Genomic DNA, 11,072 nt, shown 5'->3' on the forward strand with positions numbered 1-11,072 from the left:
CCGGCAGGCGGATGAGGGGCGGCGCAAACTTTGACAATGGTCGCCCGACATCCTGCCTTGGGACGTCATTCACTAAACCAGCACCAGGCCTTGTCGCATGGCGATGGCGATAGCGTCGGTGCGGTTGGCCGCACCTAGCTTGATCAGAATCGCCGCGACGTGGAACTTCGCCGTATGCACGGAAATGTTCAGGCGCCGCGCGATCACCTTGTTGGGCGCGCCCTCGGCCAAAAGCGCCAGCACTTCGCTCTCGCGCGGCGACAGCACCGGCCGGCCGGCGCTGTCGCCGACCGGCTCCTCGTCGGAGAGATCGTCGTCATGGAAGGCGAAATCGTCATGTCGATCGGACAAGGGGCGGCCCTCGCCCGAGATCCGATAGCCAGCCGCCGCCAGTCGCGCGGCGGCAGCGATCAGCAGATCGTCCACTGCCGGCGGCAGCACGGCAAACACGGTATCGGCCGGCCGCTGCCGGCTCGCTCGTTGCGACAGGAGCACCCGAGGTATCGCGGGATCGCTGGGCCCGCCTTCCACGCCCCCTCTTTCCAGGTAAACGCCATCGACGATCGCGACATCCGCTCTGTCGGCGCTATTGGTGCTACCGGCCACAATCGGCAGCAGATCGCCGGTCGCGGCAAGAGCGACGGACAGGTGCTCGGCGCGCACGACGTCATCGAGCGCGATCAGCACCGTCAGCCGCCGCCCCGTGACCCTGTGACTTGCCATCGATCTTCTCAGTTTAGCGGCTTTTCGCCGATGGTCAGCACGACGTCGCGCCGTTCGCCGCCGCGCACCACGCCGAGCGTCACCGACGCGCCGGCGCTGTCCGGCCCGAGCCTGCGGATCAGCTCGCGCGGGCCGTGCACGGCCTCGCCGTTCCACGACGCGATGATGTCGCCAAGATGCAGGCCGGCCGCCTTCGCCGGGCCATTGTCGTCGAGGCTCATCACCATCGCGCCATGCGTGTCGCCGTTGCGGATCGGGTGCAGGCCGGCGCCGAGATAGCCGCGCGCGACATGGCCCTTCTCGCGCAGCGTCGCCACCGCCCGTTCGATCGTCTCGTAAGGCATGACCAGCGCCCGCCGGCGCGGCCCGAACAAAAGCATGCCGATCAGTGCGCCCTTGGCGTCGAGCACCGGGCCGCCCTCGAAACGGCCACCGGCATTGACGGCCAGATTGATGCGCCGGTCGATCGTGCCGCCGCGCATCGAGCGCCAGGCCGGACCGACCTCACCAACCGTTCCGAATGCAGCGAGCGACGCACCGTCGCTATTGCCGACGGCAATGGCCAGATGGCCCGGCCGCGCCGTGCCTGCCTCGGCCAGCGGCGGCACGTCCGGTGCGCCGGTCGGCTTCAGAAGGGCGGTCCCGGTGGATGGATCGCGGCCGACCAGCTCAGCCTTCACCTTATCGCCCGAAGAAAGCGTCAGCTCGATCTCCTCGCCGACCTCAACCGCCTCCTCGGCAGCGACAAAATAGCCGTCGCGCCAGTGGAAGGCGGTCGCGGTGCGATGCTGATGCGTAGCGAAGCTCGCCGTCGCCGGCGCCGCTGCGACGGCGATATCGGCTATGGCGTCGGAAAATGCGCTCAGATTGAAGTCGCTCATGTCGGTCTCCTGGGTCTTTTTCGCATCGGCCCGAAAATCGGCATCGATTTGTCGGAAAGCACGATGCGAGAACTCAAAGTCTTAGAGCGCACTTTGAGCGTCCAATGGACGCTCGTCGCTCTACCCCAGATATCGCTCGGCAGCGCGTTGGCGGGTACTCGCCTGACGGCTAGTTGGGCGTTGGACTGGCCATCTGGTCAGGTCGCGGCCGATCCGGCCGCTCCGCACATATAGGCATCCTTCATCTTGCTCTAAAGACACGGAGCCCTGCTATGTCCCTCCCCGCCCAGCAATTGCAGTTCGACGATGCGCTGCTCGATGATTATTCGGCAACGGTCGCCGATGCCGTGGACCGCATCGGTCCCGCCGTCTGCCGCATCGAGCGCATCGGTGGCGCCGGCGGCCAAGGCTCAGGCTTCGTCATCACGCCGGATGGGCTGGTCGTCACCAATTTCCACGTCGTCGGCGATGCCCGCAGCGTCCGCGTCACCATGCCGGACGGCGTCTCCAGAGAAGGCCGCGTTCTCGGCCGCGACCCCGACACCGACATCGCGCTGGTGCGTGCCGACGGCAGCTTTGCCGATATCGCGCCGCTCGGCGATTCCAAGCGCCTGCGGCGCGGCCAGATCGCCATTGCCATCGGCAACCCGCTCGGCTTCGAATGGACCGTCACATCAGGCGTCGTCTCGGCGCTGGGCCGCTCGATGCGTGCCTCCACCGGCCGGCTGATCGACGATGTCATCCAGACCGACGCAGCGCTCAACCCCGGCAATTCCGGCGGACCGCTGGTGTCGTCGGCGGGCGAGGTTATCGGCGTCAACACCGCCATGATCCATGGCGCGCAAGGCATTGCCTTCGCGGTTGCCTCCAACACCGCCAATTTCGTCATTTCCGAGATCATCCGCTTCGGCCGCGTCCGCCGCGCCTTCATCGGTGTCTCCGCCGATACGACAAACCTGCCGCGTCGCGCCGCCCTTTTGTCGCAAGTGTCGAGCAGCACGGCTGTGCGCCTGCGCAGTGTCGAGGCGAACAGCCCGGCCGCCAGAGCCGGCCTGAAAGAGGGCGACATCATCGCCGCCATCGACGGCCGCCCGGTCACCGGCGTCGACGATCTGGTGCGCTTGCTCGACGCCGAGCGCATCGGCCGCGAGACGCTGTGCACAGTGGTGCGCCGCTCCGGCATTGCTCAGGTCACGGTGATGCCGGAGGCGCGGGCCTGACAACTATCGCGGCGCAAACATCTGGCCAAGCAGCGAAACCAGCAGCACCGCCAGCTCGCCGGTCGGATCGAGGTCCGGATCGAAAATCGTCATGTCCATTCCAGTGCAGCGCGGATCCGCCACCAGCGCCGCGAGGATGGCGACGAGATCGTCGGGATCGATGCCTGGACTGCCTGGTGAATCCACCGCCGGCATCACCGTCTGGTCGAGCGCATCGACGTCGAAATGCACCCAATAGGGCCAGCCGGTTCGCGCCAGCGTGGTCCAGGTCTTTTCCAGGACCTTTGCCGCGCCGAGCTCCCGCACGGCAAAAACATCGATCAGCGTCATCGCGGTCGAATTGATGCCGGGCCAGGCGAAGTCGGGGTCGCGGTTCTCGCGTTCGCCGATCTGAATCACCTGTTCGTCCGCAACAAGCGGGCTCGCGATCTCAGGCCAGTCGGTCAGCAACGGCTCACCACGTCCGGTGGCGAGCGCAAGGTCCATGCCGGCGGCCGAGCCGAGCGAAGCATCGACGTCGTAATTGCCCGGATGGCGGAAATCGCTGTGGCCGTCGACATGGACCAGTGCCAGCGGACCAGATCGCCGTGCGCCAGCCAGCGCGCCAAGCAGAACCGCGCAGTCGCCACCGACGACCAGCGGGAACTCGCCTCGTCTCAGCGCGCCGGCAACCACTTCGGCGAGTCCGAGATTGAAGCTGCGTATCGCATTGCCGTTGCGCAGCCGGGTGCCCGGCTGCGGCTCCGTGTTATAGGCGGGCCGATCAAGATCAACCACTTTGAGGGGCGAAAGCGTCTCGATCAGGCCGGCTTCGGTCAACGCCTGCGGCGCACGCCACGTCCCCGGAATATGACCTGGCCTCAGCGGACGCAGGCCAAGGTTGGAGGGTGCGCGGACAAGGCAGATTTCACGCATGGAATGGGCCCAGGCTGATGAGCTCAGCATAGACCGCAAAGACATGACCGGCCACGCGGCTGAAGGCTTCAGGTTATATCTACAGACAATTCCTGCCAGCCGCTATCCCGCTCAGGCCGCCGCGCCTTCAACAAACTGCTCCAGAAACTCGGCGCTCGGCGGGATCGGCTTGATCACGTCGATCAGCACGCCATTGGGGTCTTTGGTGATGAAATGGCGCTGGCCGAAGGCTTCGTCGCGCAGGCTGCACAGGATCGGCAGGCCGGCGGCGATGACCCGCTCATAGACCGCATCCGGGTTCTTGACCTCGAAATTGATCAGCAGGCCGGAGGTACGGCCGCGCCCTTCCTCAGGAATGGTTTCATGATCGCCATGGACGATGCCGAGATTGACGCGGCGATCTTCGGTTGATTGCAGATGCACGTACCAGTCGCTCTCGAACAGCGGCTTGAAGCTGAAATGCGCGACATAGAAGGCCTTCGTGCCGGCAACGTCGCCGGTCATCAGCACCGGGTAATAGCTTGTCGTCTTCATCTTTCCTTCTCCCGCCAAATAACATACAGTCTGCATGCAAATATGCATTAACATACAGGCTGAATGTATGCAACAAAGAACCGCGCGCCGCTCCAACCGCGATCGCACCGAAGCGACGCGCGCCGACCTGATCGCTGCGGCGCGAAAACTGTTCACCGAGAAGTCCTATGCGGAGACCGGCACGCCAGAGATCGTGGCTGCGGCCGGCGTCACCCGCGGCGCGCTCTATCATCACTTTGCCGACAAGCAGGCGCTGTTCGCCGCAGTGGTCGAGCAGGAGGCGGCGGCTGTGGCGGAAGAGATCGAGCGCGCCTCGCCGCCCTCGCTGTTTGCCCGCGATGCGCTGATCGCCGGCTCGGATGCCTATCTTGCCGCCATGCGCGCACCCGGCCGCACCCGGCTGCTGTTGCTCGACGGGCCGGCCGTGCTCGGCCGCGCAGCCATGGACGAGATCGACGACCGCCACGGCAACCGCTCGTTGCGCGAAGGCCTGGTTGCCGCGATGCGCTCGCAGTCCATGATGAGATTGCCGGTGGAAGCGCTGACCGCGCTGCTTGCCGCCGCCTTCGACCGCGCGGCGCTCGCCATCGAAGCAGGCGATTCGACCGAGGACTACCGTGCCGTTCTCATGGCGCTGATTGATGGTCTGTCGCCCCAGGCCCCTGGTTCGGCTCGAACTCGTTGAAACAGCCAAGCTGGCGCTTGAACTGGTCGATCAGCCAGGCCGCAGCCGGCTTCGGGCTACGGTCGGCGCGGTGCATGGCATAAAGCGGCGCGCGGACTTCGCGATACGGCTCCAGATCGAGTTCCACCAGCCGGCCGTTGGCCACATCGTCAGCAATCAACCATCGCGGCAGTCCGCCCCAGCCCAATCCTTCGCGCATCAGCGCATGCTTGGTTCGCATATCCGTAAGTCGCCAGGTGCGGTAGGCATAGACGCCGTAGTCGCGCCCTTTGGTGCGCTCGGACTGGTCGCTCACGACAAGTTGGATGTGTTCGCGCACCTCCTCCAGCGGCACCGGCTTGGGAAGCAGCGCCAGCGGATGGCTTGGCGCGGCCGCCGGCACCATCGACATGAAGCCAATGCGCACAAGATGCGCGTCGACCTCGCCCAGCAGGCCGCCAATACCGAGATCGGCATGTCCATTGACGACATGATCGGGGATCAGCCCGAGCGTGCCGATATGCAGGCGCAGCATCACGGTTGGAAATTGCGCCTCGAACGCCTTCAACACGCGCACCAGCACGGTGGAAGGCAGCGTCGCATCGACCGACAGCGCGACTTCAGCCTCCAAGCCCTGCTTGTGGCTGTCGACGCGAGAGCGGATTCGCTGCAATACGCCGACCATGCGCCGCGCATCTTCCAGCGTCGCCCGGCCGACATCGGTCAGATGCGGCTCGCGCGTGCCCTCGCGCTCGAACAGTTTCAGCCCAAGCTGCGCCTCGAGATTGGCGATGGCGTAGCTGATGACCGACTGCGCTCGGTTGAGCTTGCGGCCGGCGGCGGAGAAGCTGCCGGTGTCGGCGACGGTGACAAGGATCTGAAGCTGATCGAGCGTCGGGTTTGGCTGCATCGTTCTATCCACTATTTGGATGGAACATACATAAAATATACCGGTTTTTCAAATGGGTCAGCTCGCCCATATAGGTCGGGACAGTTCAGCCAACCCTGGAGACCGCCATGTCCATCCTTCTCGTCACATCCAGTCCGCGCGGCAATGCCTCGCATTCGACCCGCATCGCCACTGAACTTGCGGAAAAGCTGCTCGCCGCCGATCCTTCGGCCAAATTGGTCGCACGCGATCTCGTGGCAAACCCGCTGCCGCACATCGATCCGGACTATTCGACCGGCATCTATACGCCCGCCGAGGCCCGCACCCAGCGCCAGGCCGAGGTCGTCGGCGTTTCCGACGGCGTGCTCGATGAACTGTTTGCGGCCGACACCATTATCCTGGCCACCGGATTCATCAATTTCGGCATCTCGTCGACGCTGAAATCCTGGGTCGACCACGTCTCCCGCACCGGCAAGACTTTCTCTTATGGCGAGAATGGCCCGAAGGGCCTCGTCACCGGCAAGAAGGTCTACATCGTCCTGGCCTCGGGCGGCATCTATTCGGAAGGCGCTGCCGTACAGATGGACCACGCCATCCCTTACCTGCGCAGCGTGCTTGGCTTCATCGGCATGACCGACGTCGAAGTCATCCGCATCGAAGGCGTCGGCATGGGGCCGGATGCGGTCACTGCCGCTCTGGCCAAGGCATCAGCCAAGGTGGATGCCTTGGTGACATCGACCGTAAGCAAACAGGCTGCGGCGGCGTAGGCCGCCAGCCGTCGGCAACTTGAAATCAAAGGCAGGCGCCTGACAGGGCGCTTGCCTTGTTCGTTTCAAGATGCGCCGGAGATCGATCGGGTCTCACCCGAACATCTTCTCGCCCTGTTCGTCGACCAGCTGAATGCCCTTTTTGATCGAGATGTCGACAGCGTCGTCGAGCCCGGCAAAACGATCGGCGCGGATGAATTTGTGCTCCTTCATCACGCCGTCGATCTCCTTGGAAACCACGCCGCAGGTCTGGTATTGGCCCTCCGCCTTGTACGGCGTGGCGCTGATCAAAAATCCCTTGTGCTCGATCTGCTTTGCCGGTGCAGCACTCTTTGGCTCGCCCGCGTCACCGCCGCCACCGCCGAAAAGACGTTTCAGAAAAGACATGGGCGCGCCCTCCAACGGCTATCATCCTGCATCACATAGCGTGGTGCAGGATGATTTCACTAGCGATCCTTAGGTAAACGGGCAAGACCCGCATCCGGCCTGGAAGTCAGTCGCGCGACAGCGCTTCGAGGGCTTCGGCCGCCCCTTTCAATATCGCGATCGCCTCGGCCTGTTTTTCAGCGGGCGCGTCGACAATGTCGCCGAGGGCTGCGCGTAGCCGCTGGCGCACGGCGCGGAATTCGTCGCGCTTTTTCGAACCGCCGCGGCCGCGACGTCCGCTATCCTCGCCATCGTCATTCCAGCCGAACCAGTCACGCGCCTTTGCCATCTTGCGGCCGAAACGCTCGAGATGATCGAGCACATGGTCGATCATCTCGCGATTGTCATTGAGATGCGCCTGCCCTGCCTCGGTAATCGAAAACACCTTCTTGTTGCCTTCCGCCGACGAGACGGCATAGCCGGCCTCTTCCAGGAAGGTCAGCGTCGGATAGACCACGCCGGGGCTCGGGCTGTAGACGCCGCTGGTGCGTTCCTCCAGCGCCTTGATGATGTCATAGCCGTGGCGCGGCGCCTCGGCCAGCAGCGACAGCGTGATCAGCTTGAGATCGCCGTCGGCCAGCATACGCCCGGCGCGGAACATGTCGCCCGGCCCGCCGCGCCCGCCGCCCCTCATACCGTGGCCGAATGGGCCGAAGCCGCCGCCACGACCGCCGAACTTGCCGGCCATATGCATGAAAACGCGCTCGGCATGCTCGCCGAAATGATGATGTCCGTGCATTGTCTGCTCCTTGAGTTATGTCTTACGATATATCTCAATTATGCGAATGAGGCCGTTGAGTCAAGATATATCTTACGATGTATCTGAGAACGGTGCCACCAGATTGATTTCGTCACCGAGCTTGGCTAATACCGGTTACCAGCGGCCCTTGCGCCGGTTCCAGGCATAGAGAAGATCGGCGAAGCGATTATAGGCATAGCGCGTCAGCGGCAGCACGGCGCGATTGCCGAACAGCGCGGCCAGCCAGCCCTCGCCCGGCGTTCTTAGCCAGACGGCAATTGCGACGTCGGCGCCGACCAGCAGCTTGCCGTCCGCATCGGTTGCATGCAGCCGGCGGCGGATGTCGTCCAGCGACACGCCGTATCCGGCCAGCGCCGCCGGTTCGGCATTGATGTCGCGAAACGCGATCCGCCCGGCCTTGATCGCCTCGACCAGCCGCCGCTTCTGCCTGACGATGCCGGCATCGCAAACCGGACAACGGGTATTGTACCAGATGGTCAGCAGAGGCTTGGGCATGGGTCTCGATACGCGCGTGGAAGTGCTGTGCTGACTATCCGGGAAACACCTTCGCCCCGCAACATTTCGGGCCAGTCACTTCGGACCAGACACATTCCGCACCAAGCTGGCCAGGCGCCGTCGAGCGGCGCCTGACCGTCCGATGTCCGGCAGCTTGCGCGGGTCTATGGCCGCGCACGCCTCAGCCGAGCGAGGCGACGATTTCGCGATAGGCCAATTCCGGGAACGCCTTGAGCGTCCGCGTCCTCACGTTGCCGCCTGTCGCCAGCATAAGCGAGAAACGAGCGAGCACCGCATCGTCGGGCGCTTCGACGACCGCCACCATATCGCATTCGCCCATGGTGAGATAAAACGCCTTGAACGAGCCGCCCATGTCTCCCAGCAGCTTCTTGGCGGCATCGAGCCGCTTCGGCGACTCGCGCACATTTCTGGCGCCCTGCTCAGTCCAGTTGATCAGCACGATATAGGTTGTCATGCACACCTCCCTCCGGAGGCCTCGGAGCGCGGCGTCACCGCCGGGGCGGGCATCCGGGTTTGTCGCCCAGAAAATGCATCCGACACCCGATTATCCTCCCACAGCCGGTATGCTGCAACAACAACCGCACCGTCCGGCGAGACAATCCCTGAACGAAAAAGGGCGCCGCAGCGCCCTTTAAATTGCTATCCGTTACCCGGCATCAACTGTCGAGGAAGCTCCGCAGCTTGCGCGAGCGGCTCGGGTGCTTGAGCTTGCGCAGCGCCTTGGCTTCGATCTGGCGAATGCGCTCTCGGGTGACCGAGAACTGCTGGCCGACTTCCTCCAGCGTGTGGTCGGTGTTCATGCCGATGCCGAAGCGCATTCTGAGCACGCGCTCTTCACGCGGGGTGAGCGAAGCAAGCACCCGCGTCGTCGTCTCGCGCAGATTGGCCTGGATCGCCGCGTCGATCGGCAGGATCGCCATCTTGTCCTCGATGAAATCGCCCAGATGCGAATCCTCCTCGTCGCCGACCGGCGTTTCGAGCGAGATCGGTTCCTTGGCGATCTTCAGCACCTTGCGCACTTTTTCCAGCGGCATGGCGAGCTTTTCCGCCAGTTCCTCCGGCGTCGGCTCGCGGCCGATCTCGTGCAGCATCTGGCGCGAGGTGCGCACGATCTTGTTGATCGTCTCGATCATATGCACCGGAATGCGGATGGTGCGCGCCTGGTCGGCGATCGAGCGGGTGATCGCTTGCCGGATCCACCACGTCGCATAGGTCGAGAACTTGTAGCCGCGGCGATATTCGAATTTGTCGACCGCCTTCATCAGGCCGATATTGCCTTCCTGGATCAGATCGAGGAACTGCAGGCCGCGATTGGTGTATTTCTTGGCGATGGAAATGACGAGGCGCAGATTGGCCTCGACCATTTCCTTCTTGGCGATCGCGGCTTCGCGCTCGCCCTTCTGCACCTGGTTGACGATCCTGCGGAATTCCAGGATCGAGATCGCCGTTTCGGTGGCGAGGTTCTGGATCTCGGCGCGCAGGTCGCGGATCGCGTCCTTCTCGTTCTTGGTGAATTCCTTCCAGCCGCGCGAGGTCAGATTGCCGATCGAGCGCGTCCAGTTGGGATCGAGCTCCGAGCCCTGATACTCCTTCAGGAATTCCTCGCGGCGCACGCCATAGCTTTCGGCCAGCCGCAACAGCTTGCCTTCGTTCTGCACCAGGCGCTTGTTGATGTCGTAGAGTTGCTCGACCAATGCCTCGATGCGCGCCGTGTTCAGGGATAGCGACTTCACCGCCTTGATCAGCTGGTCCTTCAGCTCCTTCAGCCGGCGGTCCTGGCTGGGCGACAGCGTGCCGGCGGCAGCCAGCCGGTTCTCGACCTGCTGGTCCTGCAGCTTGCGCAACTTCTTGTAGGTGTCGGCGATGACGTCGAGCGTCTCCATCACCTGCGGGCGCAGCTCCGCTTCCATCGCCGCCAGCGACAGGCTGGCTTCGTCCTCGTCTTCCTCGTCGTCATCAGTCAGACCGCGCGTGTCGCCGCCGACATTGGTGATGTCGTCCTCGTCCTCGCGCGAACGGCGCGGCTTGTCGTCGGTCTTGGCTTCCTCGATCCGCTCGACCACCGGCGCCTGCTTGGCCTCCGGTCCGGCATAGGTCGCTTCGAGGTCGATGATCTCGCGCAAGAGGATCTTCGATTCGTTGAGCTCGTCACGCCAGATGATGATGGCCTGGAAGGTCAGCGGGCTTTCGCACAGGCCCGCGATCATCGTCTCGCGGCCAGCCTCGATGCGCTTGGCAATCGCGATTTCGCCCTCGCGCGACAGAAGCTCGACCGAGCCCATCTCGCGCAGATACATGCGAACCGGATCGTCGGTGCGATCGGTCGGCTCTTTCTTGGTGGTCGTCGCAGCAACGGCGGTGCCGGTCTGCTCGGCCAGTTCGTTGGCGTCTTCCTCGGCGTCGGCAGCCGCGTCGGCGGCTTCGGGCTCCTCGCCCTGCTCGTCGTCCTCGACCACGTTGATGCCCATGTCGGAGAGCATGGCCATCGTGTCCTCGATCTGCTCGGAGGTGACTTCCTCCGAGGGCAGCACCGAATTCAGTTCGTCCATGGTGACATAGCCGCGCTTCTTGGCGGCCTTGATCATCTTCTTGACAGCATCGTCGGAAAGGTCGAGCAGAGGGCCATCGGTGGCGCCTTCACGTTCGGTCTCGACCTCTTCCTTTTCTTTTGTCGCCATTCTTTATTTTCTCCAAGCGGCCAGGTATCTAGCCGCATAAGTATCAAGCCGCGTAAGCTGCCGTACCGGTTTATCAGATGCACTCGCGCTAGAACGCGT

Annotated in this window: 13 protein-coding genes; 3 read left to right on the forward strand and 10 right to left on the reverse strand. The window is 63.8% G+C overall.

Annotated elements, in window-relative coordinates; all coding sequences use genetic code 11:
* Nucleotides 1-72: 72 nt before the first annotated feature.
* Together AC0L2A_RS32195 and AC0L2A_RS32200 are read right to left on the reverse strand one after the other, a co-directional pair.
* Complete coding sequence (locus tag AC0L2A_RS32195) at nucleotides 73-723, reverse strand: helix-turn-helix transcriptional regulator (protein ID WP_473612248.1); 651 nt, start codon at nucleotides 721-723, stop codon at nucleotides 73-75.
* Nucleotides 724-731: 8 nt separating this feature from the next.
* Nucleotides 732-1,604, reverse strand: a complete 873-nt coding sequence (locus AC0L2A_RS32200; protein WP_473612250.1) for a S1C family serine protease — start codon at nucleotides 1,602-1,604, stop codon at nucleotides 732-734.
* 272 nt (nucleotides 1,605-1,876) lie between these two features.
* Between AC0L2A_RS32200 and AC0L2A_RS32205 the strand changes: the two genes are divergently transcribed.
* Nucleotides 1,877-2,824, forward strand: a complete 948-nt coding sequence (locus AC0L2A_RS32205) for a S1C family serine protease (RefSeq protein ID WP_287073538.1) — start codon at nucleotides 1,877-1,879, stop codon at nucleotides 2,822-2,824.
* 3 nt (nucleotides 2,825-2,827) lie between these two features.
* Here the strand turns inward: AC0L2A_RS32205 and AC0L2A_RS32210 are convergent, their stop codons facing one another.
* Both AC0L2A_RS32210 and AC0L2A_RS32215 read right to left on the reverse strand, forming a co-directional pair.
* The gene (locus AC0L2A_RS32210; protein ID WP_473612251.1) at nucleotides 2,828-3,739 is read right to left on the reverse strand and encodes an arginase family protein; all 912 of its coding nucleotides are present in this window, start codon (nucleotides 3,737-3,739) and stop codon (nucleotides 2,828-2,830) included.
* A gap of 111 nt (nucleotides 3,740-3,850) precedes the next feature.
* The gene (locus tag AC0L2A_RS32215) at nucleotides 3,851-4,273 is read right to left on the reverse strand and encodes a VOC family protein (RefSeq protein ID WP_473519305.1); all 423 of its coding nucleotides are present in this window, start codon (nucleotides 4,271-4,273) and stop codon (nucleotides 3,851-3,853) included.
* A 67-nt stretch (nucleotides 4,274-4,340) separates the two neighbouring features.
* Between AC0L2A_RS32215 and AC0L2A_RS32220 the strand changes: the two genes are divergently transcribed.
* The gene (locus tag AC0L2A_RS32220; protein WP_473517827.1) at nucleotides 4,341-4,958 is read left to right on the forward strand and encodes a TetR/AcrR family transcriptional regulator; all 618 of its coding nucleotides are present in this window, start codon (nucleotides 4,341-4,343) and stop codon (nucleotides 4,956-4,958) included.
* Here AC0L2A_RS32220 and AC0L2A_RS32225 read toward each other — a convergent pair.
* Nucleotides 4,900-5,847, reverse strand: a complete 948-nt coding sequence (locus tag AC0L2A_RS32225; protein ID WP_128170293.1) for a LysR family transcriptional regulator — start codon at nucleotides 5,845-5,847, stop codon at nucleotides 4,900-4,902. The two genes, AC0L2A_RS32220 and AC0L2A_RS32225, sit on opposite strands and share 59 nt — an antisense overlap.
* A gap of 107 nt (nucleotides 5,848-5,954) precedes the next feature.
* On the opposite strand from AC0L2A_RS32225, the gene AC0L2A_RS32230 reads away from it, so the two are divergent.
* Nucleotides 5,955-6,593 carry an FMN-dependent NADH-azoreductase gene (locus AC0L2A_RS32230; protein ID WP_023799745.1) on the forward strand — a complete coding sequence of 213 codons (639 nt, stop codon included), beginning with the start codon at nucleotides 5,955-5,957 and terminating at the stop codon, nucleotides 6,591-6,593.
* Between the two features lie 93 nt (nucleotides 6,594-6,686).
* Here AC0L2A_RS32230 and AC0L2A_RS32235 read toward each other — a convergent pair whose 3' ends face one another.
* The 5 genes from AC0L2A_RS32235 to rpoD all read right to left on the reverse strand — a co-directional run bounded on the left by AC0L2A_RS32235 (nucleotide 6,687) and on the right by rpoD (nucleotide 10,973).
* Nucleotides 6,687-6,980: an HlyU family transcriptional regulator gene (locus tag AC0L2A_RS32235; RefSeq protein WP_065009209.1), complete on the reverse strand. Its 294-nt coding sequence runs from the start codon at nucleotides 6,978-6,980 to the stop codon at nucleotides 6,687-6,689.
* 106 nt (nucleotides 6,981-7,086) lie between these two features.
* The gene (locus tag AC0L2A_RS32240; RefSeq protein WP_473517828.1) at nucleotides 7,087-7,758 is read right to left on the reverse strand and encodes a PadR family transcriptional regulator; all 672 of its coding nucleotides are present in this window, start codon (nucleotides 7,756-7,758) and stop codon (nucleotides 7,087-7,089) included.
* 135 nt (nucleotides 7,759-7,893) lie between these two features.
* Entirely contained in the window at nucleotides 7,894-8,274 is a 381-nt protein-coding gene (locus AC0L2A_RS32245) for a thiol-disulfide oxidoreductase DCC family protein (RefSeq protein WP_287239963.1), read from the reverse strand.
* A gap of 181 nt (nucleotides 8,275-8,455) precedes the next feature.
* On the reverse strand, nucleotides 8,456-8,749 hold the full coding sequence (locus tag AC0L2A_RS32250) for a GYD domain-containing protein (protein WP_091595053.1): 294 nt from the start codon (nucleotides 8,747-8,749) through the stop codon (nucleotides 8,456-8,458).
* A gap of 202 nt (nucleotides 8,750-8,951) precedes the next feature.
* Nucleotides 8,952-10,973: an RNA polymerase sigma factor RpoD gene (gene rpoD, locus AC0L2A_RS32255; protein ID WP_023799750.1), complete on the reverse strand. Its 2,022-nt coding sequence runs from the start codon at nucleotides 10,971-10,973 to the stop codon at nucleotides 8,952-8,954.
* Nucleotides 10,974-11,072: the final 99 nt, after the last annotated feature.

The sequence above is a fragment of the Mesorhizobium sp. WSM4844 genome (assembly GCF_055811775.1).

Bases quoted from the DNA above. Each gene is read 5' to 3' on its own strand.
- AC0L2A_RS32195 (WP_473612248.1), bottom strand. From the start codon at position 723: ATGGCAAGTCACAGGGTCACGGGGCGGCGGCTGACGGTGCTGATCGCG.
- AC0L2A_RS32200 (WP_473612250.1), bottom strand. From the start codon at position 1,604: ATGAGCGACTTCAATCTGAGCGCATTTTCCGACGCCATAGCCGATATC.
- AC0L2A_RS32205 (WP_287073538.1), top strand. From the start codon at position 1,877: ATGTCCCTCCCCGCCCAGCAATTGCAGTTCGACGATGCGCTGCTCGAT.
- AC0L2A_RS32210 (WP_473612251.1), bottom strand. From the start codon at position 3,739: ATGCGTGAAATCTGCCTTGTCCGCGCACCCTCCAACCTTGGCCTGCGT.
- AC0L2A_RS32215 (WP_473519305.1), bottom strand. From the start codon at position 4,273: ATGAAGACGACAAGCTATTACCCGGTGCTGATGACCGGCGACGTTGCC.
- AC0L2A_RS32220 (WP_473517827.1), top strand. From the start codon at position 4,341: ATGCAACAAAGAACCGCGCGCCGCTCCAACCGCGATCGCACCGAAGCG.
- AC0L2A_RS32225 (WP_128170293.1), bottom strand. From the start codon at position 5,847: ATGCAGCCAAACCCGACGCTCGATCAGCTTCAGATCCTTGTCACCGTC.
- AC0L2A_RS32230 (WP_023799745.1), top strand. From the start codon at position 5,955: ATGTCCATCCTTCTCGTCACATCCAGTCCGCGCGGCAATGCCTCGCAT.
- AC0L2A_RS32235 (WP_065009209.1), bottom strand. From the start codon at position 6,980: ATGTCTTTTCTGAAACGTCTTTTCGGCGGTGGCGGCGGTGACGCGGGC.
- AC0L2A_RS32240 (WP_473517828.1), bottom strand. From the start codon at position 7,758: ATGCACGGACATCATCATTTCGGCGAGCATGCCGAGCGCGTTTTCATG.
- AC0L2A_RS32245 (WP_287239963.1), bottom strand. From the start codon at position 8,274: ATGCCCAAGCCTCTGCTGACCATCTGGTACAATACCCGTTGTCCGGTT.
- AC0L2A_RS32250 (WP_091595053.1), bottom strand. From the start codon at position 8,749: ATGACAACCTATATCGTGCTGATCAACTGGACTGAGCAGGGCGCCAGA.
- rpoD (WP_023799750.1), bottom strand. From the start codon at position 10,973: ATGGCGACAAAAGAAAAGGAAGAGGTCGAGACCGAACGTGAAGGCGCC.